Annotated in this window: 15 protein-coding genes and 1 pseudogene; 11 read left to right on the top strand and 5 right to left on the bottom strand. The window is 65.0% G+C overall.

From position 1 onward, the window contains the following. Positions 1–151 precede the first annotated feature (151 nt). Positions 152–1,369: pseudogene (locus tag ACFMBG_RS21290) on the top strand (ISNCY family transposase); the annotation flags it as partial. Between the two features lie 56 nt (positions 1,370–1,425). Here the strand turns inward: ACFMBG_RS21290 and ACFMBG_RS21285 are convergent. Further along, positions 1,426–2,544, bottom strand: coding sequence for a polysaccharide biosynthesis/export family protein (locus tag ACFMBG_RS21285; RefSeq protein WP_421056683.1), 1,119 nt, complete (start codon positions 2,542–2,544; stop codon positions 1,426–1,428). A 142-nt stretch (positions 2,545–2,686) separates the two neighbouring features. Between ACFMBG_RS21285 and ACFMBG_RS21280 the strand changes: the two genes are divergently transcribed. The 9 genes from ACFMBG_RS21280 to ACFMBG_RS21240 all read left to right on the top strand — a co-directional run bounded on the left by ACFMBG_RS21280 (position 2,687) and on the right by ACFMBG_RS21240 (position 15,272). Continuing rightward, complete coding sequence (locus tag ACFMBG_RS21280) at positions 2,687–3,529, top strand: NAD-dependent epimerase/dehydratase family protein (RefSeq protein ID WP_421056682.1); 843 nt, start codon at positions 2,687–2,689, stop codon at positions 3,527–3,529. A 19-nt stretch (positions 3,530–3,548) separates the two neighbouring features. After that, positions 3,549–4,160, top strand: a complete 612-nt coding sequence (locus tag ACFMBG_RS21275; RefSeq protein ID WP_421056681.1) for a sugar transferase — start codon at positions 3,549–3,551, stop codon at positions 4,158–4,160. A gap of 290 nt (positions 4,161–4,450) precedes the next feature. Further along, positions 4,451–6,328: a polysaccharide biosynthesis protein gene (locus ACFMBG_RS21270; protein ID WP_421056680.1), complete on the top strand. Its 1,878-nt coding sequence runs from the start codon at positions 4,451–4,453 to the stop codon at positions 6,326–6,328. Positions 6,329–6,486: 158 nt separating this feature from the next. Beyond that, entirely contained in the window at positions 6,487–9,018 is a 2,532-nt protein-coding gene (locus ACFMBG_RS21265; protein WP_421056679.1) for a glycosyltransferase, read from the top strand. Between the two features lie 193 nt (positions 9,019–9,211). Continuing rightward, positions 9,212–10,153, top strand: coding sequence for a hypothetical protein (locus ACFMBG_RS21260; RefSeq protein ID WP_421056678.1), 942 nt, complete (start codon positions 9,212–9,214; stop codon positions 10,151–10,153). Positions 10,154–10,274: 121 nt separating this feature from the next. Beyond that, positions 10,275–10,961, top strand: coding sequence for a response regulator transcription factor (locus ACFMBG_RS21255; RefSeq protein WP_421056677.1), 687 nt, complete (start codon positions 10,275–10,277; stop codon positions 10,959–10,961). A gap of 81 nt (positions 10,962–11,042) precedes the next feature. Next, positions 11,043–13,313, top strand: coding sequence for a glycosyltransferase family protein (locus ACFMBG_RS21250; protein ID WP_421056676.1), 2,271 nt, complete (start codon positions 11,043–11,045; stop codon positions 13,311–13,313). Further along, on the top strand, positions 13,310–14,344 hold the full coding sequence (locus tag ACFMBG_RS21245) for a hypothetical protein (RefSeq protein ID WP_421056675.1): 1,035 nt from the start codon (positions 13,310–13,312) through the stop codon (positions 14,342–14,344). The genes ACFMBG_RS21250 and ACFMBG_RS21245 overlap by 4 nt, the downstream gene beginning before the upstream one ends. Beyond that, complete coding sequence (locus ACFMBG_RS21240) at positions 14,337–15,272, top strand: hypothetical protein (RefSeq protein ID WP_421056674.1); 936 nt, start codon at positions 14,337–14,339, stop codon at positions 15,270–15,272. Before ACFMBG_RS21245 ends, ACFMBG_RS21240 begins: the two co-directional genes overlap by 8 nt. 94 nt (positions 15,273–15,366) lie before the next feature. Here the strand turns inward: ACFMBG_RS21240 and ACFMBG_RS21235 are convergent, their stop codons facing one another. The 3 genes from ACFMBG_RS21235 to ACFMBG_RS21225 form a co-directional block, all read right to left on the bottom strand. After that, positions 15,367–16,005: a response regulator gene (locus ACFMBG_RS21235; RefSeq protein ID WP_421056673.1), complete on the bottom strand. Its 639-nt coding sequence runs from the start codon at positions 16,003–16,005 to the stop codon at positions 15,367–15,369. Between the two features lie 6 nt (positions 16,006–16,011). Further along, on the bottom strand, positions 16,012–17,418 hold the full coding sequence (locus tag ACFMBG_RS21230) for a sensor histidine kinase (protein ID WP_421056672.1): 1,407 nt from the start codon (positions 17,416–17,418) through the stop codon (positions 16,012–16,014). Positions 17,419–18,389: 971 nt separating this feature from the next. After that, entirely contained in the window at positions 18,390–23,435 is a 5,046-nt protein-coding gene (locus ACFMBG_RS21225; protein WP_421056671.1) for a peroxidase family protein, read from the bottom strand. 428 nt (positions 23,436–23,863) lie between these two features. Here ACFMBG_RS21225 and ACFMBG_RS21220 point away from each other — a divergent pair, with 428 nt between their 5' ends. After that, positions 23,864–24,850 carry a glycosyltransferase family 2 protein gene (locus ACFMBG_RS21220; RefSeq protein WP_421056670.1) on the top strand — a complete coding sequence of 329 codons (987 nt, stop codon included), beginning with the start codon at positions 23,864–23,866 and terminating at the stop codon, positions 24,848–24,850. A gap of 41 nt (positions 24,851–24,891) precedes the next feature. Here ACFMBG_RS21220 and ACFMBG_RS21215 read toward each other — a convergent pair whose 3' ends face one another. Continuing rightward, positions 24,892–26,154: a hypothetical protein gene (locus tag ACFMBG_RS21215; protein WP_421056669.1), complete on the bottom strand. Its 1,263-nt coding sequence runs from the start codon at positions 26,152–26,154 to the stop codon at positions 24,892–24,894. Positions 26,155–26,876: the final 722 nt, after the last annotated feature.

Raw genomic sequence — 26,876 nt, 5'->3', positions numbered from 1 at the left:
GCAAGCTGATAGAAATCCAGAACCGTTTGGAATAAAACGACATATCAGAAGTTGCGCTTCAGCGTGAGTTCACACCGCAAAGCAGTAATGTCACCCATCGGCAAGGCAGAAGTGTCACTCTCCCAACATAATGTATCGAGGGCGAGCGGACATGGGATGGGTGATGATGAGCGAGCGCGAGTTGAACCGCGTGGAGGTTTTGGCACAGGTCGATGATGGCCGGCTGACGGTTGATAATGCGGCGAACCTGCTGGATCTGACACGGCGGCAAGTATTCCGGGTTCTGAAGCGATACCGCCAGGACGGCGCATCCGCGATCCGTCACAAGGCGCGCGGCAAACCTCCGAACAACCGGATCCACAAAGCGAAGCGCGACTATGCTCTGAGCCTGATCAAAGAGAATTACCCGGATTTCGGCCCGACACTGGCGGTTGAGATGCTGATCAAGCATCACGGGTTCAAAGTGTCTCGTGAGACCTTGCGCAAATGGATGATCGAAGACGGCATTTGGCTGTCGCGCAAACAGCGCCGGACATTTCACCAGCCGCGTCTGCGCCGGGAATGTTATGGCGAGCTGATCCAGATCGACGGTTCCGATCATCGCAGGTTCGAAGACCGCGGCCCGCGCTGCACTCTGCTGGTGTTCATTGATGATGCGACCAGCACGCTGATGGAACTTCGGTTTGTGCAATCCGAAAGCACGTTCAGCTACTTTGAGGCATTGGAGCACTATCTGCTCAAACACGGCCGCCCGGTGGCCTTCTATTCGGACAAGCACACCGTGTTCCGAGTGCCCAACCAGACGGCGAAGTCCGGCTATGGGATGACTCAGTTCGGCCGGGCTCTGAATGAGTTGAATATCGAGATCCTTTGCGCCAACTCAAGCCAGGCCAAGGGCCGCGTGGAACGCGCCAACCGCACGTTGCAGGACCGGCTGGTGAAGGAGCTGCGGCTGGCCGGCATCTCTGGCATAGAGACCGCCAATGCGTTCCTTTCCGGTTTCATGGAACGGTACAATGCCAAGTTCGCCAAGCCGCCAGCCCGCCCGGACAATCTGCACCGGCCCCTGAACGCCGAGCCGGACCGGCTGCGGGATATCCTGTGCTTCCGCGATGAGCTCTATTTCAGCCGTCAGCTGGCGTTCTCTTACGACCGGCAGCGGATCATCCTCGAAGAGAACGAAGTGACCCGCGGGCTGCCGGGCAAATACGTTGACAGCTTCGAATTCGCGGATGGGCGGCTGGAGTTCCGCTGGAAGGGGATCCAGCTCCCCTACTCGGCTTTCGACAAGGATCAGCGCGTCGCGCATGCCGCCATCACCGGAAACAAATGCCCGGGGGCAGTGCCTGCCCATATCGAAAAAGAGCAGGGCAAGGTTCTGCCGGCGCAAAGAACGGGAGATCCGCGTGGCGGGCCAGGCGGCCCTTACTCGATCACGCCGGCGCGGCTGAAGACGCCGAAGAAATTGCCGAAGATGTTGGAGATGGTCAGCACGTCGTTGACCGGCGATTCGGTGGCCATCACCAAGTCGCCCGGGTTGATCTGGAACTGCCGCGCCGAGAACAGCCCGTCGGCGGAGGTGAGGTCGAGCGAGAACACCACCCGCTGCTGGCGCGGCCCGCGCACGCCGGGCGCCACCGCGGACGCGGGATATTCGCGCAGGATCAAAAGCCCCTTGGGATCGGCCTTGCCGTCCTGGAAGCCGCCCGCCACCGACATCGCGTCCATCGCCGACATCTCGTCCTTGGAGAAGATGTGCAGGTCTTCCTCGCCGGTGGCGCCGAAGGAGAGGAAATAGCGCTCATCCTCCTCGACAAATACCCGGTCGCCGCCGCGCAGCAGGGTGTCGAGGGACGGGTTGTTCAAGAGGTTGTCGACCGAGGTGCCATAGATCGCCTGGCCGCGCACCAGCCGGATCTGCGGGTTGTTGAGGGCCGAGCTGATGCCGCCGCCCGCCGAGATCAGCCCCATCACCGTGTAGTTGCGGTCGGGCATCGGATAGGTGCCGGGCTGGGCAACGCCGGAGACCAGGTCGACCGAGTTGCCGCGGCCCTCGGCCATCGCCAGCTGCACCTGGGCGGAAGGAACAACAGGCTCCAGCGCCTCCTGCAGCCTGGCGCGCGCCAGGTCCGGGGTCAGCCCGTTGACGTTCACATCGCCCACATAAGGCATGAAGATGGTGCCGTTGGCGGCCACTTTCATGTCCTGCAGCTGCACCATCTTCTGCTCCGCCGCGGTCAGCAGCGAATTGTCGTTGCTGTCCCAGATGCTGAGGGACAAGAGGTCGCCGGGCTGGATGATCTGGGTCTTGGCGCCCTGATGGGCGTGCAGCCAGCTCAGGTTCTCCTGCTTGCCGGTGGGCGGCCAGGCGGCCACCGCCGGCAGCAGCGCCCGGTTCACCTGGTAGAGCGCGAAATTGGCATCCGCCTCGCCCGATTCTTTCAGGATCTCCTCGCTGGCCGGGGCGCCGCCGGGCAGGCGCGAGCAGGCCGCGGGCAGGAGGATCAGGCCGGCAGCGGCCAGCCAGGGAAGAAATTTCAGCATCGGGAGCCTGCCCTTGAAGCGCTCTGGGATCCGCCCGGGTTTTGTCCGGGGAACCGCTTTGATTTTTGTCGGGTCAAAGGATACTGGGCTGAGGCAGAGGGTTCAACAGAAACGGGCAGCAGCGATGGCAAATCCCGCCGTAATGGTTCTGGGCGCAACAGGGCGCATCGGCCGGCTGCTGCAGCTGTGCCCGCCGCCGGGGCTGCAGATGCAGCTGCAGGCGCGCCGGGCGCAGGCCGGGACCAGCACCGGAGACTGGCACATTTTCGATCCGCTGGCGGAGCCGGCGGCGCTGGCCCGTCTGGCAGAGGGGGCTGAGACCCTGCTGTGCCTGGCCGGGCCGGTGCCCGGACGGGGCGGCGCAGACGCAGACATGGCAGACCATATCCGCCTCGCCGAGGCGGCGGTCCGCGCGGGCGCTGCCGCCGGCGCCCGGGTGCTGCTGGCGTCGTCTGCGGCGGTCTATGGCGCCCAGGGCGGCCTGCTGGCAGAGGACGCAGCCCTGCGTCCCGCCAGTGCCTATGGCCAGGCCAAGGCGGAGATGGAGGCGCGCGCGGCAGCGCTTGGCGCCCGGCTGGGGGTGCCGGTCTGTTCCTTGCGGATCGGCAATATCGCCGGGCTGGATGCGATCCTCGGCGGCTGGCGGCCCGGGTTCACCCTGGACCGCTTTGCCGATGGCCGCACCCCGCGGCGCAGCTATATTGGCGCCCGCACGCTGGCTGAGGTGCTGGCGGCGCTGCTGGCGGCGCCGGCGCTGCCGCCGGTGCTGAACCTGGCGCAGCCTGGGGTGGTGGAGATGGGGGCGCTGCTGCAGGCGGCGGGCAAACCCTTTGCCGCCCGGGCCGCCCCGGCCGCGGCGATCCCGGAGGTGGCGCTGGACGTTGCCCGCCTGCAGGCGCTGCTGCCGGCGCCGCTGGCGGCAGCGGACCCGGTGCGGATGGCAGAAGAATGGGCCTTGTTAGAGCCTGATATGGCAGACGGATAACCTTGGAGCACATAACAACATGACCTGGCGCAAACGGCTGTTCGACCTGTTTTTTGCCACCCTTCTGATCGCGGTGCTGGGCCCCGTCCTGCTGCTGCTGCTGCTGTGGCTCTTGTGGAAGGAGGGGCGGCCGCTGTTCTATGTGGCGGAGCGGATGAAGGGGGTGGACCAGCCCTTCATGCTGTGGAAGCTCAGGACCATGACGGTGGTGGACAGCGATACCGGCGTGTCGGGCGGCGACAAATCGGCCCGCATCACCCGCACCGGCGCCTGGCTGCGCTCCAAGCGGCTGGATGAGTTCCCGCAGCTGTGGAACATCCTCAAGGGGGACATCTCCTTTGTCGGGCCGCGGCCGCCCCTGCGCCAGTATGTCGAGGCCAACCCCGAACTTTATGCAGAGGTGCTGAAATCGCGCCCCGGCGTCACCGGGCTCGCCTCGATCACCTATCACAAGCATGAGGCGGCGCTGCTGGCGCGCTGCGGAACCTCCGAACAGACCGATGCGGTCTATTCCCGGCTCTGCGTGCCGATGAAGGCGCGGCTGGACCTGATCTACCAGCGGCACCAGAGCATGTGCTTTGACTTCGACATCGTGTTCCAGACCATCGGCAACATTTTCCGCCGCGGCTAGCGGGCTCTAGGCACAAGTTTAACCATTCCCGCATAGCCTGTGCCGCAGGGCTGCGGCAAAATCAGCACAGGCACCGGTGCCGCCCGGCGGGTTTCCGCCGCCGCCTGTTTGGCCGGATGGGGAAAACGGAGTATGATGAGAACTGTGTTTTATGGGCCGCGCACGGATTTTCAGCGCATCATGGCGTGTTTGTTTTCACTTTTTTCTGCTATCCGGCAGCGGAGCCGCTGCCTGGACGGGCAAACGGATTAAACAGGGCAGAAAATGCGGGCATTCGAGGGCAGGAAAGCATGTACAATCTGATCAGTGCGCTGTCGCGCAGGCAGAAATCCTATGTCTTTCTGGCTGTGGACCTGGTGCTGCTGCCGCTGGCGCTGCTGTTCACCCTGCAGGTGCAGCCGCTGCCGGATCCGGCGCTCGCCACCTTGCTGTCGCTGATGCCGGTGCTGCCCTATGTGCTGGCCGCCGCCGCCGCGCTGGCGCTGTGGCTGGGGCTGCCGCATGTACAGCTCAACGCCTACGAACGCCACGCCGCGGCGCAAAGCGCGCTCTTGGCGGGCGGCACCGCGCTGGGGCTGGCGCTGCTGGCGGCCGCCTTCGGGCCGGCCCTGCCGCCCGGCACCCATGTGGTGTTTGGAATCTGCTATTTCCTGTTCATGGTGGCCACCCGCACCGCGATGCTGCAGCTGGTGCTGGCGGTCTACCGCCGCGCCCGGCCGCGCTGCCGGGTGCTGATCTACGGGGCCGGCAATACCGGCACCCAGCTGGCGCAGGCGCTGAAGGCGCATGACGGCATCGATCCGGTTGCCTTTGCCGACGACAATTCCTCGCTGCAGGGGCTGACCCTGGTCGGGCTGCCGGTGTTTGCCCCGGCCCGGATCGCCGAGATCGTGCAGGCGCGCCAGATCCGCCGGGTGCTGCTGGCGATGCCGTCGCAAAGCCAGCCGCGCCAGGCGCAGATCACCCAGCGGTTGCAGCAGCTGGGGCTGGAGGTGCAGGCGCTGCCCTCCTTCGCGCAGCTCATTGGCGAGGAGGCGCTGGTCGACAAGCTGACGCCGGTGGCGCCGCAGGCGTTCCTGGGCCGCGCCGCCCGCGACGTGCCGCTGGCCGAGGCGGCGGGCGCCTATCAGGACCGGGTGGTGCTGGTCTCCGGCGCCGGCGGCTCGATCGGCTCGGAATTGTGCCGCCAGGTGCTGGCCTGCCAGCCGCGGAAACTGGTGCTGTTCGAACTGAGCGAACTGGCGCTTTATACCGTGCATCAGGAGCTCGGGCCGCTGGCCGGGGCGGCGGGCATCGAGCTGGTGCCGGTGCTGGGCTCGGTCACCGACCCGCGCCAGGTGCGGATGGTGCTGAACCAGCACGGGGTGCAGGTGGTGCTGCATGCCGCCGCCTACAAGCATGTGCCGCTGGTCGAGGCCAACCCGCTGCCCGGCCTTGCCAACAATGTCTTCGGCACCCAGACCCTGGCGCGCGCCGCCGCGCGGGCGGGGGTCGAGCGTTTCATCCTGATCTCCTCGGACAAGGCGGTGAACCCCGCCAATGTGATGGGCGCCTCCAAGCGGATGGCAGAGCTGATCGTGCAGGACCTGGCCACCCGCCACACGCGCACCGTGTTCACCATGGTGCGCTTCGGCAATGTGCTGGGATCAAGCGGCTCGGTGGTGCCGCTGTTCCAGGAGCAGATCAGCCGCGGCGGCCCGGTCACCGTCACCGATCCGAATGTAAAGCGCTTCTTCATGACCATCAGTGAGGCGGTGCAGCTGGTGCTGCAGGCGGGCGACATGGCCCAGGGCGGCGAGGTCTTCGTGCTCGACATGGGCGAGCCGGTGCCGATCCTGCAGCTGGCCCGCCAGGTGATCGAAAGCGCCGGCCATTCCGTGCGCGACGCGGACAATCCGGACGGGGATATCGCCATCGATATCATCGGGCTGCGCCCCGGCGAGAAGATGGAGGAGGAGCTCACGCTCAGCGAGGAGCTGATCCGCACCCGCCACCAGAAGATCTTCTGCGCCCGCGAGACCGTGCTGTCGGAGATCGAGGTGGCCGGCTTCCTGCGCAGCCTGCGCCAGGCGGTGGCGGCCGGCGACGAGACGGCGGCGCTGCAGGTGGTCCAGCGCTGGGTCGAGGGCTATTGCCAGCCGCCGGCCGTGGAGCGCAAGAGCTCCTGACGCAGCACAGGCAGAATGTTCAGAATTTTGCGCGAGACGGACCTGCGGCACCGGCACGGCAGCTTTGCAAAGAAGCGGCTACGGCGCAAAAATCCAGTATTTATTTGCCCCGAAAATCCACGTAGTACAGCACCCGACCAAGGCCGCAGGAGGCAATCTTGTTTTACACGATACGAGCGTTGTTCAGACGGTATGCCGAGGCACATCTGGCTGTAGCCTGCAGAGGGTTTCCCCTGCGGGATGAAGCAGGCCGCAGCCTTGGTTACCTGGACCGCTACGGGATCGCCCAAGGCCGCCTCTATGCCATCGGATGGACCACCGCGGAGCGGGTGGCGCTGGTTTCCGAAGGCCGCCGCACGGTGGCAGTGCCGGAGCTGCCCCGGCCCGACGTGGCGCGGCAGCTGGGGACGCCGGACCGGCCCGATACCGGCTTCTATGCCGCCCAGCCTGTGCCGGACGGCCGGATGCTGCTCAGCGTCGAGCAGGACGGCCATTGCTACTTCCACCCGCTGCCGCCGGTGCCCGCGGCCCGAATCCGCGCTGCCCGCCGCCGCTTGCTGCCGCGGTTCCTTGCGGAGCTCTTGCGTGCCGCGCCGGCAGTGCTGCGCTGGAAGCTGCACCGCCGGCCCGCCGACCGTGCAGCCGTCAAGCGCAGCCTGCGGTTGAGCGAAGAGCCCGGCCGCGACATGGCGCCGAGCCTGCCGCTGTTTCCTGACACAGGCGCCGACCCGGAGCCGCCCGGCAAGCTGGCGGAACCCCAGGTGACCATCGTGCTGCCGGTCCACAACGCCTTCGATATGCTGCCCGAGGCGCTGGAGCGGGTGGTGCGCCACACCGATCTGCCCTGGCATCTGGTGGCGGTTGAGGATTGTTCGACCGATGAACGGGTTCGCCCTTGGCTGCGCGGCTGGGCCGCCCGGCAGGGGACGGAGCGTGTCACCCTGATCGAGAACGCCGTCAATCGGGGCTTCATCGGCAGCGTCAACCGGGCCTTTGCGGCAGCGCGGGCACGCGGCAACCATGTGATCCTGCTGAATTCCGACGCTTTCGTTCCGGAAAACTGGGCCTCGCGGCTGGTCCGGCCGCTGCTAGCTAGGGAGGATGTGGCCAGCGTGACGCCGATGTCGAACAATGCCGAAATCTTCACCGCGCCGGTGATCTGCCGCCCCGAGGAACTGGCGTCGGGCGAGGCGGATGCGGTGGACCGCACCGCCCGCAGGTTCGGACCCGGCGCCGGCCCCTGCGAGGCCCCGACCGGAGTCGGCTTCTGCATGGCGCTGAATATCCGCTTCCTGGAGAAACTGCCGGAGTTCGACACCGGTTTCGGCCGCGGCTACGGCGAAGAAGTGGACTGGTGCCAGCGCGCCAGCGCCCTCGGCGGCCGCCACCTGGGGCTCCCCTCGCTTTTTGTCGAGCACCGCGGCGGAAGCTCCTTCGGCAGCGCCGAGAAACTGGCCCTGATCCGCAGGAACAGCGAGACGGTCTCGCGGCGCTACCCGGACTACGATCAGGCGGTGCAGGACTTTATCCGCAGGGATCCGCTGGCGGCGCCGCGGCTGGCGCTGGGGCTGGCGCTGGCGGCGCCGCGGGCGGCGGGGCCGGTGCCGGTCTACCTGGCCCATGCGATGGGCGGCGGCGCCGAGAAATACCTCGAGCGCCGCATCGCGCAGGACATCGCGGCGCGCGGCTGCGCCCTAGTGCTGCGGGTGGGCACCCGCCACCGCTGGCAGCTGGAGCTGCACGGGGACGGCGGCATCACCCGGGCGGTGAGCGAGGACTTCGAATGCGTGCGGCAGATCCTGGCCCTCCCGGCGGCGCTGGAGATCGTCTACTCCTGCGGCGTCGGCGACCGCGACCCGGCCGGGCTGCCGGGCTGCCTGCTGGCGCTGAAGCGCGGCCCGCAGGACCGGATCGAGGTGCTGTTCCACGATTTCTTCCCGCTCAGCCCGTCCTTCAATCTGCTCGGCCAGGACCGCCAGTTCCGCGGCGTGCCGGAGGCCGGCTCGCAGGAGGCGGTGCATACCGCGCGCCGCCCCGGCGGCGCCAGGGTGGCGCTGCAGGAGTGGCGTGCCGAATGGGGCCGCCTGCTGCAGGCGGCGGACCGGGTGGTGGCCTTCTCCGAGGACAGCCGCCGCCACATCGCCGCCGCCTATCCCGATCTGCCCCGGCCGGTGCTGGTCGAGCCGCATGCGCTGCCCGCGGCGCTGCCGCGGATGACGCCGCCGCCCGCCGCCGCCCCGGTGATCGGGGTGCTGGGCAGCATCGGCTACGAAAAGGGCGCGGCGGTGCTGGCGGGGCTGAGCCATGCGCTGGACCGCACCGGCGGCAACCCGCTGGTGGTGATCGGCAATGTCGACCCGTCGTTTCCCTTCTCGCGCAGTGCCCGGATTCACGGCCGTTACCAGTTCGAGGAGTTGCCGGAGCTGATTCGCCGCTACGGCGTCACCCACTGGCTGATCCCCTCGATCTGCCCGGAAACCTTTTCCTTCGCCACCCATGAGGTTCTCTCTACCGGCATGCCGGTCTACTGCTTCGGCCTCGGCGCCCAGGCCGAGGCGGTCGCCAAGGCGCCGAACGGGGTGGTCATCGCGCTGCCGGAGGACCGCAGCAGCCTGCCGGAGCGCATTCTCGCGGAGATCTGCGGCGGCGCGGAAGGCGCGCCGTGGCCTTCCGTCCGCAAGAGCGCCTGATCCCGCCGCGCCGCCCCCCCCGTGGAAAGGCTTGGAGCGGCGGCGCGGACAGGCTATCAGGCCTCTGCAACATCAACGGGATCCAGACATGCGCAAAGCATTTGTTCACATCAGTCTGCCCGCTAATGCCTTCCCGGGGCCGGCGCCGCAGCGCCCTGCTTCCTAAGACGGCCTCAAAGTAAGGAAATTTCCTTTGGCACATCTGGTTGTTCACATCGGAGCGCATAAGACCGGCACGACTGCCCTGCAAAGCAGCTTTGCCTCGCTGGACAGGGTGCTGAAAAAGCATGGGGTTCTGTATCCGAAGTCGAATTGGTTCCATTACTCCCAGCACCGCCTGTCCTTTGCGCTCAAGAGCTGGGCAGACCCCAATAGGGGCGATGTCCCTGATTTCGAAAGGGAGGCCGCCGCGCTCAACCGGGAAATCTCCCGCGCCGGGCTTCCCACGGCTTTTATTTCGAGCGAAGAGCTGTTTTCCTGCTCTCCCGAAGCAATTTCCCGCTTTGCCGGGGCGGTTCAGGCGCATCGGGTCAGCATTCTGGCAATGGTGCGCCGCCCGGACGATCTGCTCCTGTCCATTTATAATCAGAAAGCGAAACATCCGGGCAATAACTTCGCCCGAGGCCTCAAGGCCTTTACCAGCGACCCCGCCATTCTCAGCCCGGATATGACCCAGTACAGATGCGTGCAAAACTGGTGTGACGTGTTCGGCCAGGACAGCGTTACCGTGATGAAGTATGAAGCGGCCTCCACCATCAGCCAGATCTGCAATTTTCTGGATCTGCCGCCGCAGCCGTTTGAAGAGGCCTGCGCCCAATCTAACCGGAGCGTGCCAGGGACGGTGGTCGAAATCATGCGTCTCGCCAAAGCCAGCAAGCTGGATGCAAACAAGCAAGCCAAGATATTCCGGGCCTGCATGAGTGCCTTTGCTGGCGGTGCGAAGACTTATATTTCCAATCAGGACCGCCGCGCCATCCTGACCGTTTTTGAGGCCGAGAACGACCGCCTCTTCGGGATGTTCGGGCAGGAAAACCCCTATAAGGCGGCGATTGTCCCCGAAGTGGAAACAGAAGAGGCGCGGCCCAATGTCACCTTCCGTGACATGATGGCCCTGCTGGATCAGCTTCTGAACTAAAGCCGGGGGGTCGGCCCCCGCCTTGACCCGCCCCTCCGGGAAGCTAAATTTTTAACAATGTAGGTGTGTACTGAAATGTTATTTCGCTGGGGGGCGTGAATGCATGGAGGCAGGAGGACCGGTGCCGCAGGCGCCTCTGCTGCTGTATGGCACGGAGATTCATAAAGAAAAACGCGGACGAGAGCTGATCCTCGAGGTCATCTCGGAATACGGTTGGGCTTCGGCGGTGCTGGACAATTCGCGCAGCGCCCGGAACCGGCGGCTGATCGAAGCCGGATCGATGCTCATTCTCCTGGGCTGGGATGCCGCCCCCCGGGAAACGGAATTCCTGATGTTTTTCCGCCGGGAGGCGCCGTATACGCCGGTTCTGGTGCTCGGCGCCAGCGGCTGCAACGCGGTGCGGGCAAAAGCCTTTGAATACGGCGCCGACAATTACCTCAGCCCCAGCTTCTCCAAGGGAGAGCTCGGCGCCAAGATCAAACGCCTGCAGACACTCACCTCTCTCGGTGCCTTTCGGCACCCGCCGATCTCCATCGGGGATCTTCAGATCTGGCCGGATTCCCTGGTGGTGCTGCATGGCGGCGAGAAGGTGCGGCTGAGCCGCCTCGAGTTTTCGATGCTGCTGTGCCTGGCCCGGGAATCGCCGCAGCCGGTCAGCCGGAAGAAGCTGGAGCGCGAGGTGCTTGGCCTCAATCACCAGCCCGGAACCAATGTGGTGGCGGTGCATATGCACCGGCTGCGCAAAAAAATCGGCACGGGCGGTTCGCTCTTGAAGACGGTTCCGGGGGCGGGATACAAGCTGAGCTGAGCGAATAGCCACCATCTGCCGGAAGGACAAATTGTGTCAGTGCAGCCAAGCTTAGCGGAAGGCCCGGAAATGGAGCCTGCCTTGCCGCCGGAAGATAAAGCCAGTGTTCCGCAGGGCAGCGGGGCTGCCCCCGACGGCGGCCCCGCTGAAGCCGCCGTAGATGATCTTGCCGTTTGCGAAAGCATAAAACCGCATTTCGACAGCGCCCACTACCTGGCACAATGCCCGGAGGGGGCGGAGACCGGCGATCCGGTGCTGCACTATCTGCGCCATGGCGCCGGGCTTGGGCTGGACCCCTGCCCCGGCTTCTCGACCCGCTACTACCTGCAGCAGAACGCGGACGTGACGCAGAGCAGTGTGAACCCGTTCTGGCATTACATCACCCATGGCAAGGCAGAGGGCAGGCGGCCCGTCCCGGCCGCGCAGGAGGCGCAAGAGCAGGGCGGGGCGGCCGGCGGACTTGAGCAGGAAGCGGCGGCAATCGCGGAAAAATTCGATCCTGATTTCTACCGCAGAAGCTATGCGAACCTGCCCGAAGAGGACAGCGAGCTGCCCGGGCACTACCTGGCGGTGGGCTGGCTGCTCGGCCATGATCCGGCGCCCTGGTTCTCCACCCGGGCCTATCTGGAGGCCAATCCGGACGTGGCCGCGGCGCGGGCGAACCCCTTTGCGCATTACCTGGCGCATGGCGCAGCGGAGCAGCGCCCGCTGGAGCCGCCCGCCAGGACCGAGGCCGCGGCAGCGCCGGAACTGGAAGAGCCGATGGCCGCGATCGCCGCGGAGGCGGAAGAGCTGCGGCCGCATTTCGACGCCGCCTTCTACCTGGAGAAAAACTCTGACGTGGCCGAGGCCGGGGAAGACCCGCTGCTGCACTACTGTGCGGCGGGATGGCGCGAGGAGCGCGACCCGCACCCGGATTTCTCCACTGCCTACTACCTCGCCGCCAGCCCCGATGTGCGCGAGGCCGGCATCAACCCCTACCTGCACTACATCCGCACCGGCAAGGCCGAAGGCCGCTTCAGCAAGCATCCCGGCGGCCGCCGCTTCGAGATCCTGACCCAGTCCCGCGACCTCGAAGCCGCGGTGTGCGAATGGCGCCGCAGCGAGGCGCTGCCGGAGCTGCTCGCGGCGGAGGCGCTGGCGGCGGCGCTGGCTCCGGCGCTTGGCGCCGGGGCGCGGCTGATCCTCTCCATCGGCCATGACGACCACCACACTATCTCGGGTGGCGTGCAGCTCTGCATTCAGCAGGAGGTGGCGCTGGCGGCGGAAGCGGGCGACGCCTATCTGGCGGTCTACCCCTGGCAGCCTCTGCCGCGGCTGGCGCATCCTGAGGAAGATCCCGACGTGGCGGTCTGCCTGCGGCTGAACGGCGCGCTGCTCGGGGTGGCGCGCTGCTCCGCCCTGACCGCGGCGGTGGCGCAGCTGGCCGAGGCCGGCACGCCGGCGCATGCGGTCATCCACCAGTTTCTCGGCCACAACCCGGAGCAGATCACGGCGCTGGTCAAGGCCTGCGGCAGCCCGGCCTGCACCCTGTGGCTGCACGACTTCCTGACGCTCTGCCCGAATTACGCGCTGCAGCGCAACAAGCTGGCCTATTGCGGCAGCCCGGACCCGGACAGCAATGCCTGCACCGTCTGTTTCTACGGCGCCGAGCGGAAGCGCCACATGGCCCGCGTCCGCGCCATGTTCGAGGCGCTCGAGGTGCATGTCGCCGCCCCCTCGGACTCGGCCCGCGCGCTGTGGAGCGCCCGCGGCGGCCTCGCCGCCGCCTCGCTCACGGTGCAGCCACATGTGGAGCTGTCCTGGGCGCGGCGCAGCACCCCGCCCGCGCAGGCCCCGGCCGGTCCCGCCCGGCTGGCCTTCCTCGGCGCACCGCTGGACCACAAGGGCTGGGACGTGTTCTGCACCCTGGCCGCCCGGCTGGCCCCCGCCGGGGCGGAGATCTTCTGCTTCAGCGCCGCCGCCCCGGACCTGGAGGGCGTCCGCCACGTCCCGGTCCATGTCACCGCCGGCGGCCGCAATGCGATGGTCGAGGCGCTGAGCGGCGCGCAGATCGATTTCGTGCTGCACTGGCCGTCCTGGCCGGAGACCTTCTCCTTCACCACCTTCGAGGCGATGGCGGCGGGCGCCTTCATCATCACCAACAGGTTTTCCGGCAATGTCGCGGCAGCGGTGAAGGAGCACCGCCAGGGCGCGGTGCTGCAGGATCAGGAGGACCTGATATCGTTCTTCAGCGATGGACGAATGCAGGAACTTCTCGAAAAGCGCCGCGACCGGCACAAGCGCTATGAGGCGCAGACATCCCCCAGCAGCCTGTCGTTTGCGCTGCTGCCGCAGAAAGCCGCCCAATGACAGTGCATGCCTACACCAGCTTCAGCTTCAGCTATCTGAACCGCGCCAGCGTGCTGGCAAAGACCCTGGCCCGGCAGCATCCCGACTGGGTGATCTGGGCGGTGATCACCGACAAGGAACCGCCCGGCTACAGCTTCGACCCGGCCGCCTGCGGCTTCCACCGGGTGGTCTATGCCGAGGAGCTGTACGGCGCGGAGACTGACAGCTGGCTGTTCGGCCATGACATCGTGGAGGCCTGCACCGCGGTGAAGGGCCACGCGCTGCTGCACATCCTGGAAGACGAGACGGCGGAGAAGGTCTTCTACTTCGACCCAGACATGGCTGTGTTCAACTCGATGCAGCCGGTGGCCGACCTGCTCGGCGCGCATTCCATCGTGCTGACCCCGCATCAGACCGTGCCGGACGGTGCCGACGAGACCCGGGCGATCCTCGATAACGAGATCACCTCGCTGGACTACGGCGTCTTCAACCTCGGCTTCATCGCCGTCAACAACGACGCAGAGGGGCGCAGCTTTGCGCAGTGGTGGGCCGACCGGCTCTACCGCTGGTGCCACGACCGGCGCGAGATCGGCCTGTTCGTGGACCAGAAATGGTGCAACCTGATCCCCTGCTTCTTCGACCGCTACAAGGTGCTGCGCGATCCCGGCTGCAACGTTGCGAGCTGGAACCTGTCGCAGCGCACCATCAGCTTTGACAGCGAGGGCACCGCGCTGGTCAACGGCGCGCCGCTGCGGTTTTACCATTTCACTAAGCTGGGCGCCGTCGGCGACATGATGACCCAGCGCTATGGCGCGGACAACATCGAGGTCTACGAGATCTGGAACTGGTACCGCAACTTTGTCGAGGCGGAGACCGATCCCGCCATCCCCAAGGGCTGGTGGTATTATGGCCAGTTCGACAACGGCGTGGAAATCCCCAAACCCCTTCGTGTCCTGTTCCGCAGCCGGAATGATCTGCGGCAGTATTTCAAGTATCCGAGACAGGTGGACAACGGCTTCTACAACTGGCTGGAGGCAAACGGCCATGTCTGACAAGACCGCGGCCGAACTGCCGGCAGATCAGGACTCGAAAACGCTTGCGATAGTCTATCAGTTCGGGAAGGTGGCCAGCACATCGCTGGTCGCCACTCTCAATGAGCTGGACGGCGTGGAAGCGGTGCAGAGCCATTTCCTCGGCAAGCGGGCGCTCGGCGAGATCTTCGAGGCGATGATGCGGCCCGGGCTGCCGGAGTATTTCTTCAACCACCAGCTCGGGCAGTTCACCGAGAACGCACGGCTCACCCGGCGGCTCAACCGCATCCGCGGCGGCCAGTCCAGCCAGCGGCTGCTGGTGCTGTCGCTGACGCGGGAGCCGCTGGAGTGGTTCCGCTCCAGCACGGTTCAGGACATCGAGGGGTATCTGCCGCGGTTCCGGCACTTCCTGAACCGGCTGGGCATTGCCTATGACAGCGACAGCGAACTGGTGCAGCTGGCCCTGACCCGCCTCATGGCGGTCTTCACTAGGGTGCTGGCCGCACATGGCGGCACCGATGCGGTGCTGAAGACACTCGCTTCGGACCCGGCGGCGGTCTTTGGCGGCAGCCCGCTCCAGGACGATGCCGACAGCCAGGCCTTCTTCTACATGATGCTGCGCCCCTTCACCTGGTTCCGGCAGCATTTCGAGCACACCCTGGAGATCCGCCTGGACGACATGGCCTGGGAGGACGGCATCCTCAGCTACTCCGGCTGCAGCGGCGATTACTTCATCTTCCGCTACGAGGATATCGGCCAGGCTTTCCCGGCCTGTCTGGAGCGGCTGGGATTCCGCGACATCCCGACCATCCAGCGCAAGAACGTCAGCAGCCGCAAGCGGCTGGCGCAGGATGCGGACCTGGCCTTCCAATCGCCCGCGGCGGACAGATTGCGGGAACTGTTCCGCGACTCGGAATACGCGCGCCGCTTCGGCTATACCGGCCCGTGACAGCCGGCGCCGTGCCGCTGGCCTGAGGCGTGGAACCTCTCCCGTCCTGCCACCGGGATCTGCACAGGGCCGCGGGAAGCTGCGGGCAGCGGTGTCAGTTCTTAGACCAGGCGTCATGAGCGATCAGCGCGGCCTCGACGCGGTTGCGGGCGTGTAGCTTTCCCAGAATCGCGGTCATGTAATGTTTGACCGTCTTCTCCTGGATGCCCAGTTCCTCGGCCACCTCCCTGTTGCTCAGCCCCGTGGCGACGCCTTTCAGGATTGCGGTCTCGCGGCCGGACAGGGTATCCACCGGATGCGGAGCCTGTTCCCTGCTGGACTGCATGGTATTCAGCACCTGCACTGCGAGGGCGGGTGAAATATGCGCTTCCCCGGCAGCGATGCGCATCAGAATACGGTTCAGCTCCTGAGCGGACACGCCTTTTAAGATGTAGCCGATTGCCCCCGCGGACATCGCCGCGGTCACATCCTGTTCTTCCTCGGACACGGTCAGCATGGCAATCCGGGGCGGGGCGGAGAGGGCGGAGATCTGCATCGCGGCATCGATCCCGCCGCCCGGCATCGACAGATCCAGCAGCACGAGATCGGGACAGTGCCTGCGCACCAGCGCCACAGCCTCCTCCGCTGTCCCGCCAATACCGACGATTTCGAACCGGCCGGTTTCGGTCAGGGTTCTGGCCAGCCCGTCGCGGAATATCGGGTGGTCGTCGGCGATCACGATGCGAATTGTCATCTTACTTCATGCCCCTCGATTTACTTCATGCCCCTCGATTGGCAGGCCAATGGTCAGGATGGTGCCACCCGGTCTGCGGCTGTCGACGCTCATGCTTCCGCCGATGCTTTCGACCCGGTCATAAAGCCCCAGCAGCCCCTGGCCGCCCTCGGCCCGCACCCGCAGCGCGGTGGTGGTATCGAACCCGGGGCCGTCGTCGGTGATGATCACCTGCAAGGCTTTCCTGCCTATGCGACATTGGACCGAGACCGCGGCCTCCGGCGCATGGCGGGCCGCATTCGACAGCCCCTCCTGCAGGAACCGGTAGACGCAGAGCTTCTGCGCATAGCCAATGTCCACATTTACATCGCCCTGTATCGAGAGCACGTTTTTCCGGCGGTTCAGGCGGCGCTGCGAATGGACCGCCTGCCTGACCAGGGTGTCGAGCTTCTGGCCGTCCAGATCCGGCAGCGCCAGCCCGCGCGACAGGGTGCGAATCTCGCTCATCGCGCGGTTCAGCCACTCGCGGACCTCCTCCTTGACCGCATCCTGTTCCGAGCCGGCGGCAAACGCATTCTCCAGCCGCAGCGCGGCCAACGACAGATACTGGGCCGGGCCATCGTGCAGGTCGGCCCCCAGCTGACGCAGCGTGCGTTCGGCCTTGGCGCTGGCCCGGGCCGAGGCAGTGACCGCCTTTTTCTGCAGCGTCGCATTCTGCTCGCCGACCCGCCTGGTTTCTTCCAGCTGCGATTTCAGCTGCGCACGCTGGCTGCGGATCTTCCGGCCGCCCGCCTGCACGATCCAGAACAGGCACATGCCGCTGACCAGGAAGGTCGCGCCCACCATCAGCCAGCTCTGCAAGGTGGCGGCGAACAGGTTCCGCTCCAGCTCGTCGGCACGCTCGTAGAATTCGATTACCGCGATGATCTCGTTGCTGCTGGTTTCGCGCAGCGGCAGGTAGACTTCTAGCAGCGGCATCTCCAGCTGCGCTTCTGCCGCGTTCTCCGGTCCGTTCAGCCCCTTGAAGGAGGCGGAAACCCGGCCCTCCAGCGCTTCCTTCAACCCGTCCTCCGGCCAGAACTGCAAACCGATCACATCGGGGTTGGAGGCGTGGATGATCCGGCTGTCCGGCCCCCAGATCTTGTAGGACACGATGCGCTCCCTGAGCGAGCTGCCTTCGAGAATATTCACCAGCGCCCGTTTGGAAGAATCGGAAAGATGGTCGGAAAGCGCCAGTTCCTGACTGATCGGGGCGATGAAACTCTCGACAAACACCGCAGCATTGGCAGCTGCGTTCTGCACCGCGATGATGCGGATGCTGGTCGACACCCAATAGCCGACAATGCTCATCGCGATCAGCATCACGACCGCCCCGGCCAGAAGAAACTGGACGGGCAGGGTGAGCTGCGTCCAGCGGCTGTTCTTGGCCGGCAATTTTATTCCCTTGGCCGGTAGCATCATTCCCTCAGAACCGTTCCTGAATCAAAATTGATGGCTTGCGGCAAATAAAGCACCGGACAGGGTATTCCGGCGCACAGGCCGGCCCCGCTCCCGCGCAGCCGAGGATCCTGCCGGCCGCAATTCTCGGACTTAGGCCGGCGGGCCGTTCAGACTTTTTGCCGTAAGAATGGCAGACATAAGTCGATGACGGCAAAGACAGGAAAATGATACCCTAAAACCCCCGCAACATTCCAGAAAGAAAGGAGTAAAGCCCCTCCAATACAGACTTTTCAGCGGCGCTGAAGTAATTGGGGGTTTCCGCCCCCGAAAGTTATTTCAGCAGCTGCAATGCCTCTGACGGTTGCGGACATTTCTGTTTTCCCGCAATTCAGCCGTATCGCGGCACCACACTGAAGGCCGTCAGTGGCGGATGGGAAGGAATGGCCGTTGTCTGCCGCGTGTTCCCGGTGTCCTTTTTTCGAACAGCCTGAATACGCGGGATAAAGCAGCTTCCTGAGAGTGGCTATAGCATTAATTAGGTGCTGCCGGACGTGCCCCCCGGCTCCGGCAAACGCGACAACCAGCCTTCCTTCCCGTTCATCAGCGCATCCGAAGGGTTGAACCCGGTCCGGGCGGGGCCGCACAGAGGTGGAAAACCGCTGCAAATTCCGCATTTCCGGGAAACGGTACAGAAAAGTTTTCTGCCCGGGCGCCCCGTCGGCAGAAGTCGGCGCAAACTGCTGTGCCGCTCAGGAAAGAGGCGCAATTGCCTCATTCGGCCGTCGGCAGGATTGGCGGGCCGGCTGATTTCAGAACCAGGCCGGAATTGCGGGGCAGTCCAATTGCCGGGGCCGCAGCTGCAGTAGGTGCCGTTCAGCTCCGGGATCCGCTGGGAATTGAACAGAATTGCCCCCTGCGCTCCATGGGAGCGCAGGGGGCACACCGTTTCAGCGGCTGACCTAGGTTCAGGTAAAGATGAAATCCCCCGCATCGAAGTCGGTAGCCAGCATGTTGTCCACGGTGACCACGTCGCCGCCGCCGAGATGGATCAGCGTATTCGCCGGTATCACCGTGTCCTGCTCGATGGTCAGGTCGCTGAACATGGTGACGCCCACAATACCGCTGAATTCCAGCTGGTCTGTGCCGTCGGTATAGTCCTTGATCCGGTCCTGGCCCCAGCCGGTTTCGAACACAAAGACGTCGGCATCACCGCCGCCGAGCAGGAAGTCGTTGCCGCCGCCGCCATGCAGCCGGTCCATGCCGGCATTGCCGATCAGCGCGTCGTCGCCGCCGCCGCCTTCGACGGTATCGTTGCCGGTGCCCGCGTAGAAAGTATCATTGCCGCTGCCGCCGGTCAGCACATCGGCACTGTCGCCGGCCGACATCACAATGCCGGTGGCCATGCCGGTGGCATCGATGGTGTCGGCGCCGGTCCAGCCATTGATGCGCTCCACGCCGAGCCAGGTGCCGATGCTGATTGTCAGCCCGGCCGCATTGTTAATCACCGCCTTGTCGAAGCCGGTGCCGCCATCGGTCACTGCATCCAGCGTTTCGCCGACGAAGAAGACATCGTCGCCGGTGCCGCCGCTGAGCATGTCGTCATCGGCACCGCCCAGGATGGTGTCATTGCCGCCGCCGCCCTCGAGCGTGTCGTTGCCGCCACCGCCCAGAAGAATATCATTACCGCTGCCGCCGGTCAGACTGTCATTGCCCGCCTGGCCTGCGATCACCAGGTCTTCCGTGGAGGCCGCGCCATTGATGGTGTCGTTGCCGGCGTTGCCGTTGATGCGCTCAACGCCGCTCCACCCGGCCAGGTTCAGGTTGTCGCCGGCGGCATTCACGATGGTGGCCTTGTCGAAGCCGACCCCCCCGGTATCCGTTACCACGTCATCGCCATCAACGAAGTGCTCGTCGGAGTTTTCACCGCCATCCAGCGTATCCGCGCCGGCGCCGCCGTTCAGCGTGTCGGTCGAGGCTTCGCCGAACAGCCGGTCATCGCCATTGCCGCCCAGCAGTGCATCGGCCCCGTCGCCGCCTTCCAGCCGGTCGTTGCCGCCATTGGCAAGAAGCAGGTCGGCGCCCGCCAGCCCGAGCAGCAGCTCATTGGCAATTGAGCCGTTCAGCGTGTCGTTGCCAGGCGTCCCGACGATGGTGTTGAGCGCCGCCGTTGCCTGCACATGCACCGCCAAGTTGTGCTGCGTTGCCATGTTGACACCGTCCGTCGCGTCGATGGTGACATTGTAGATGTTGTCACCACCAACATCCGCCGGCGCCGCAAAAGACGGGCTTGACACAAATCGCAGCTCGCCGTCGATCAGGGTGAAGGCTCCCGCATCGGCGCCGCCCAGGGTGTAGGTGATGGCCTCGCCGGTGGTGTCGAGGTCATCCGTCTTGGCCCAGTAGACCACCGCGTCGGTGGAGGTGTTCTGGGCGACGTTCACCCGGCTGCCGGAGGTGAAGACCGGCGCATTGTCATTGACGTCGCTCACGTTCACGGTGACGTTCACTTCCGAGCCGCCGATCGCGTCGGCCACCGACAGCGTCACGTTGTAATAAGGCTTCACCTCATAGTTGACGTTGCTGAGCGGGCCGCCGCCGGTCAGGAACAGCTGATTGATGCCGCCGACATTCTGGATTGTGAAGGCCGCAGCGTCCGGGCCCGCCAGGGCCAGCACCTGCGGCCCGCCATTGGCGCCGTCCGGGTCGGCAATCTCGATGTCGCCGATATAGACCCCGGCACCGGCCAGCGAGGTGCCGTCTGCCACCACCACATTGGACTGCAGCTCACCGATCACCGTGGTGCCGTTCTGCGTCCGCTCCACGGTGTCGCTCAGCCCGATCAGCGGCGCATACTGGCTGGTCTGCAGATTGAACAGGGCATCGTCGAAGGACAGCCAGGTGATGTTGTTCGACACGAAGTCGGTGCCCTCGTCAGTGCTGAGCACCGTCTCATTGTCGGTCAGGTTGAAGCCGCCGATCGCGAGGCTGAGGGTGAAGTCGGCTTCCAGGCCGCGCACCAGCACGGTATCAATACCGCCGCCGCCGTTCAGGCTGTCATTGCCCTCCGATCCGATCAGGGTGTCGTCCAGCAGGCCACCGGTGATCAGGTCGTCGCCGAAGCCGCCGATCAGGACCTTGCCGAGATCGTCACCGGTGATGGTGTCGTTGAACTTGGTGCCGCGCACCGCCTCGATATCGAGGTAGCTGTCATCGCGGGCATCGGCGCTGGACAGGGCCGTGTCGAGCATGTTGATGATCAGGCCGGAGCCGGTCATCGCGGTTTCGAGCCAGGTCTCGTAGCTGGCGATATCGTAGCCGCCGACCCCGCCATCCAGCTGATCGCCGCCGGAGCCGCCGATCAGCAGGTCGTCACCTTCGCCGCCGAAGAGCCTGTCACTCCCGCCGCCGCCGAACAGGACGTCATTGCCGGCGCCGCCGTCGACGCCGTCTGCGCCGCCGCCGCCCCGCATCACATCATGGCCGTCGCCGCCCAGCATCTCATCGTCCTGGGCGCCGCCGAACATCGTGTCATTGCCCTCGCCGCCGGCCATTTCCTCAAAGCCATTGTCGCCGAAGATCATGTCATTGCCACGGCCGCCAAAGAGGGCGTCGTCATCGGCGCCGCCGCGGATGGTGTCATCACCGTCATCGCCGCGGATCAGGTCGAAGCCCACTTCGCCCCAGATTGAATCGTTGCCGTCGCCGCCGTAGATATGGTCGTCGTTTTCGCCACCGAACACGGTGTCATCGCCGCCTTCGGCATGCACCGCGTCATTGCCGGCTCCGGCCTGGATCATGTTGGCCGCATTGGTGCCGCCGATGATCTCGGCCAGGTATTGGGTCAGCTCGCCTGGGGTCTTGAGCAGATCGGTCAGCGCCAGGCCGCTCATCTCGGTCAGCACGTCCGGGGTGCCGAACACATCGCCGCCCAGGTGGATGGCGTCGCCGCCGCGCATCATCAGGTCGGCCAGGGTCTGGCCTTCGATCTCGTCCAGGATGTTGCCGTCAAGCCGGGCCAGATAATAGAACCGGTCGCCGTTCTGCAGCGCGAGCATCTGCTGCGCAAACACGAAATCAAAGGTCGAGCCGAGCAGGCCAAGCGGCACCTTCTTCTCGCCGAGGCCGCCGATCCACAGGTCGATCCGCTCGAAGCCGTCGTCGCCGCCATTGGCAATCGTGTCCATGAAGGTGGCGTTGCCCATCATGGTCTGGGCGGCGGCGCGGGCGCCGGCATTATCCCCCGCCAGGCGGGCCGCCGCGATCGTCGCCTCATTCGAATAGGCCGCGATATAATTGACCAGCGAATCCGGGTTCAGCAGGTTGGCGCCGAAATCGGCCCAGCTGTCATAGGGCCGCAGCGAGGTTTCGCCGGTCTGCGCAAACAGGTCGGCGCGCAGCTGGTTCAGCGTCGGCAGGTCGACATCGCGGCCGCGGGCGATATTGATCGCGGCCAGGTCGAGCGGCAGGCCGACCAGGAAGTTGCGCAGCGCATCGACCACGAATTCGTCGATTCGCGACCCCTGCTCGAACTGGCCGCCCTTCAGGAAGGCGCCGGCACCGAACTCGCTGAAGGTCTCGGGGTCCAGGAAGGCATCAACCAGGGTGAGGTCTGTGGCCTCGCCGGTGACGCTGGTGGTCTTCACGGTGTCGGTCAGCTGCGAGTGGCCGAGACGGTACACCGCCTGGGAAAATTCGGTGGTGATATTGGGGTTGATATCGACCTCGTACTGCGCGAACTCATCGATGTTCGGGCTCATCCGGCGCGCGAAGTCCTCGAATGCAATATGCTGGTACTGCATCTCGTTGGCCAGTTTCGCGGCCTGGAAGAACATCTCGCCGTCCCATTGTGCGGCAAAGCCGGGCTCGATCTCGTCCTGCTGGTTGACCCAGTCCTTGATCTGGGCGACCAGGCGGCGGTGTTCGCCGTGGAAGGCTTGGTGGATGGCGATCAGCGCGGTGTTTTCATTGACCCGGGCGTCGCCGGAGACGAAATGCGCATCCAGCAACTCGTCATCATATTCACCGGGCGCCGGCGGCGGCGCACCGAATCCGTGCGGATCAATCACCGCATTGGCGTCCGGGGCCAGGCCGCCGCTCGGGTTGGCGTTATGGGCGATGTCGGCCAGGAAGGGCTGGCCGGTGCCCGCGCCCGGCAGGAAGCCGCCCAGGCCGCCGTTTGCGGCTGGATCCCACATTGTCGGATCCGGCACATCCAGCACATCGGCGTCGGTCAGCATCTCGGTGGCGGGATCGGCCCCCGGCTGCGCCCGCGCCCAGCGGTTGGCGTTTTCCTTGATGTCGGCCCAGGTGCCCATGCCGCCGTCGGCGCCATGCACCAGATCACCGGTGGCGATGCCGTTGATGTCATATTCCATCAGGTAGAAGGTGGTCGAGGACAGCGAGCCATAGGTCTGGCTCTGCTCGATGAAGGGCGCGGTGGTGTTAATCGGATCGCCATTGCCGTCCAGTTCCGCCCGCGTCACCGGCATCATATTGAAGGCGCCCGGCGCCGGGTCGAACAGCGGGTCGCCCGGCAGGATCGGGATCATGATCACGCCCGAGTTCTGCTTGCTGATGAAGTCGAGCCCGTGATCGAAGAACTGGCCGAAGAAGGTGAACAGGCTGTTTTCCGGCAGCCGGTCGACCGCGGCATCGCCCTCGGCCAGCAGCGGCACCCCGGCGGTAGCCGGGTTGCTGCCGGTCGCATCCGCGATCAGGTTGCTGATCAGCCGCGGCGTCGTGTCGACCACAGCAGGATCGATGCCGTAGGCGAGCGGGCTGGTGGAACTCGAATGATCGACAAAACCGTGATTGGTATTGCCGAAGGTGGCGGTATCCACAAGGTTTCCGAACTGGTCAATAAGCGTCTGCCCGGAGATATTGTTGTTCGTGCCGTCTATGGTGCGGATGCCGTCAGGCGCCAGCGGGTCCGCCCCGGGCGCCGGAGTATCCCCAAGCAGCACGTTGTCAAACATGAATAAAATATCGGTGATATTCAGGTTCTGTGTCATTAGATTGCCCCCTTTAACCCATTAACACCGGCGCGCGGAACACACGCCGCAGACACGCGAAACAAACTCGCAACCACACATTTGCGCCCGCGCCACACACGCGTCCCGCCCGCGCGAAGCAACCTCGCGCGGTGCACGCCCGCGCGGTGAAAATCCGCGCGGCACAAGAAAATTCAACTGGCTTGATCCCTACGACGATAGGCTTCATCCGGCGATTTAGTGAAGTTAAGATTTTTGTAAACACACCGGTCTTCTCCATGAATAAAAGGGGCTGCGGTCCGTACTCTGCCCGGGCCGGGGACAGGGGAGACGGACGTGAGGAGGGGTGGAAGACGGCATAAGGGGGTAGAGCTTTGGCAAGGCCAGCCTGCTGCTTTCAGGAAGCCGGATCCGATCCGGCAGCGGGGGTGCGGTATTGATGGCATTGCATGGCGGCGCGGCCCGCGTCATTAAGATCCCGGCGGACAAGAACAGGCAAGGCTGTGTCACAGGAACGGACGCATATCAGAATTCTTATGTGCACGCGGAACGGGGCGGCATTCCTGCAGGAGCAGCTGGCTTCCTTTCTGCAGCAGGATCATTCTGACTGGTCGCTCTGGGTCAGCGATGACAATTCAACGGATGGCACGCTGCAGATTCTGCAGCGCTTCGCGGCGGCGCATCCCGAGCGCGAGATCCGTCTGCTGCACGGCCCGGAGCAGGGGGCTGCGCAGAACTACCTGTCGCTGCTATGCCACCCTGATCTGCCTGGCACTCACATCGCACTTTCCGATCAGGACGACATCTGGCTTGAAAACAAACTGAGCCGGGCGCTTGCGGTCATGAAGACTGCGGACGCGGGCGGGCCCGTGCTTTATGCAGGGCAAAGCGTGATTACCGATGCCGGGATGCGCCCCCTTTCGGTGTCCTCGGACCCCCAGAGCAAGCCGGGGCTGCGCAATGCTCTGGTGCAGAACCTGTTTTCAGGGCACAGCTCCGTTCTCAACCCTGCAGCCCTGCGCCTGGTGCGGCAATCCGGGCGGCCCGATGGCATCCCCTATCATGACTGGTGGATTTACTTGCTGCTCAGCGGGGCAGGCGCGCAATGCCTTCTGGATTCCGAACCGGTGGTCGCCTGGCGGCAGCACGAGGGCAACCTGATCGGCGCGAGCAGGCGGGCTGGAGGCCTGCGGCGCCGTGTGCGGGTCATGTGGTCAGGGCAGTACCGGGACTGGATGGACCATCTGGTCGCCCATTTGCGCAAACGCGATGCCCTTCTGACCAAGGAAGCCCGAAATCTTCTGGCCGGTTATGCTGCGGCCCGGGCGCAGCCTGGGCCCCTCAGGGCGCTGGGGTATGCACGGCTTGGCCTGCGCCGCCAGTCGGGCCCGGAAACCGCGCTGTTCTATGCCCTGGCAACCCTGGGCCGCGCCTGACCGGCCCGCCCCGGGCAGGCGCACAGCCTCCCCGGGGCCGGTCACCATTCCCTGTGGAACGGGTTGCCAACTGCAAGCGGGGGATCGCCGGGCTGAGCATTCTCGATCCGCCGCATAATCCGCTGCTTGGCGAAGAAGCGGTGACGGTCCGGATGCTCCGTCTCCACCGCCTCGGTGGCGATCAGATGCAGCGTCCATTGATCGGTGGCCAGCATCCAGGCATTGCTCAGAAGCGCGCGCGCCAGCCCGGGGTTGGCTTCCCGGTGTTTTTTCGACTTCAGGTAAGCCTTCAGCGCCTCATCATTCTGGGCTTGACGGCAATGCGCTGAAAAAACGGCGGCAAATGCCTCGAGCTCTTCCCGTTCACCGCCATACCAGCTGTCGAGCGGAATTTCAGGGACCGCAGGCGCGGTAAACACCGCCCGGCCCATTGTCTCATTGAGCCAGCCGCGCTCGTCCTGAAGAATGTCGGCAGTGTTCAGGACGGTTTCGCTCGGCAGAGCAAATTTCCGGCCGGGCAGGCGGCCGTCACGGACGACGTTAAAAGATCGGCAGGGATTATGACGGTTTTCCACAAAAGGCGGCATTGCCGCATTGACGGCCGAAAAAATGATTGCCGTGCGGTGCGAAACGGCTGAGTTCACGCGGCTTTCAGCGGAGTTTGCTCCGATCTTTTCCCCGATGCCAATGGCGCGGGCGAAATCCGCCACCACGTCGAATTCCTTTTCGCCGGGAAAATACGGCCTGAGATCGAAATTCTCCTGCCCCACCGCTGTCATGAAGGGTTCGAACCGGCGCTGGTACTCGGGCAGCCGGGGAGCCTGAAAGCGCTCATCCAGCCTGTCGCCGGACCATTTAACCCCCTGCTGGGCCGCGCTCGTCATCCAGCTCTGTGGCTCACGGGCATATGCGATAACCCGGATCCTGTCGAACCTCTGCTGCAAGAAGGTAATGAAGGACTGTACCTCCGGCTCGCGGAAGTCAGACAGTTCTTCCGCCGAGATGATGAGGTTGCGGGAGACCGAACGGCTGATTTGCTCGGACAGCGCCTCGCGCAGGCTTGCCCGGTGCCGGAAGAACTCGTCTTCATCGTCGATCCACCTGAGCTGCCCGAGCTTTAGCGCGTCTTGTTCGGCCCAGAACGACATCGCCAGCATCTCGGAGTGGTTCCGGTCGCCGTCGAGATAGTGATAGCCGCTTTCACTGAGTTGGTCCTTGGCGGCGGAAAAAGCGGCCTGGATTGCCGTCGAGCCGGTTTTGGGCGCGCCGATGTGAATGTAGGCTGTTCGAGGGCTCTGCGGCATTGCGTCGTTTCCTTTCCGGCTTCTCTTCGCCCGTAAAATCCCTGTGGCTGTGCACTTCCCGCCAACTGTCAGTAAGGGGTTGTCGAAACGCACAGTTCAGATCAAGCCGTTTTTTGCCTGAGTGCCAGATCCTGTTTACCGGCTGATCAGCAAGCATTGGGCCTGTCACGGGATTGTGCCGCTTCCTTGACCACGTGTCATGCTGCAAAGGAGAAGACAGCTGGCCCCACGACCGGGGTAAGAAGCCCACACCGAGACAGCCGCCCGCTCTCACCACCAGCTTGTCAGCATGTGCCTGCCCGGTTTTGAAGAGCTTTTTAGCTCACTTCTGGAGCGTGGTGCTCGAATGCGATGGGCTCTGGTAGCGCCTGCGGAACGCGCCGTAGCGGCGGGAGCTCTTCCTGAAATATGCTGTTTCGCCGCATTCCGCCGTACTGCCATGCCTGCGGATCCCCTGGCATGGCAGCAGAAACGGCATCAGCAGCGCCGCACGGGGTGCGGCGGCAGGGCAGCAGCAGAGGTAAAACCGCCGCCGCCGGGCGCCGCGGCAATTGATCCGCCCCCGCCATCCATGCTCTAAGCGGGGCAGCAGGCGAGAAGGCCGGGACCGCGAGACCCGGCACAGGCAGTACCAAAAGGCAGGTTTCCCGTGACCGCGATCAAAACCCTTCTGCACAGCACCGTGCACAGGACCGCGCCTCTGGCCGCACATCTGGCCGCCC

The organism is Leisingera coralii, assembly GCF_049056525.1.
Taxonomy (GTDB): domain Bacteria; phylum Pseudomonadota; class Alphaproteobacteria; order Rhodobacterales; family Rhodobacteraceae; genus Leisingera; species Leisingera coralii.
The sequence above is the reverse complement of the archived record's forward strand: the minus strand, read 5'-3'. Positions and strand labels throughout refer to the sequence as shown.

Excerpts from the sequence above, each read along its gene's own strand:
- ACFMBG_RS21285 (WP_421056683.1), bottom strand. The coding sequence starts at position 2,544 with ATGCTGAAATTTCTTCCCTGGCTGGCCGCTGCCGGCCTGATCCTCCTG.
- ACFMBG_RS21280 (WP_421056682.1), top strand. The coding sequence starts at position 2,687 with ATGGTTCTGGGCGCAACAGGGCGCATCGGCCGGCTGCTGCAGCTGTGC.
- ACFMBG_RS21275 (WP_421056681.1), top strand. The coding sequence starts at position 3,549 with ATGACCTGGCGCAAACGGCTGTTCGACCTGTTTTTTGCCACCCTTCTG.
- ACFMBG_RS21270 (WP_421056680.1), top strand. The coding sequence starts at position 4,451 with ATGTACAATCTGATCAGTGCGCTGTCGCGCAGGCAGAAATCCTATGTC.
- ACFMBG_RS21245 (WP_421056675.1), top strand. The coding sequence starts at position 13,310 with ATGACAGTGCATGCCTACACCAGCTTCAGCTTCAGCTATCTGAACCGC.
- ACFMBG_RS21240 (WP_421056674.1), top strand. The coding sequence starts at position 14,337 with ATGTCTGACAAGACCGCGGCCGAACTGCCGGCAGATCAGGACTCGAAA.
- ACFMBG_RS21235 (WP_421056673.1), bottom strand. The coding sequence starts at position 16,005 with ATGACAATTCGCATCGTGATCGCCGACGACCACCCGATATTCCGCGAC.
- ACFMBG_RS21225 (WP_421056671.1), bottom strand. The coding sequence starts at position 23,435 with ATGACACAGAACCTGAATATCACCGATATTTTATTCATGTTTGACAAC.
- ACFMBG_RS21220 (WP_421056670.1), top strand. The coding sequence starts at position 23,864 with ATGGCGGCGCGGCCCGCGTCATTAAGATCCCGGCGGACAAGAACAGGC.
- ACFMBG_RS21215 (WP_421056669.1), bottom strand. The coding sequence starts at position 26,154 with ATGCCGCAGAGCCCTCGAACAGCCTACATTCACATCGGCGCGCCCAAA.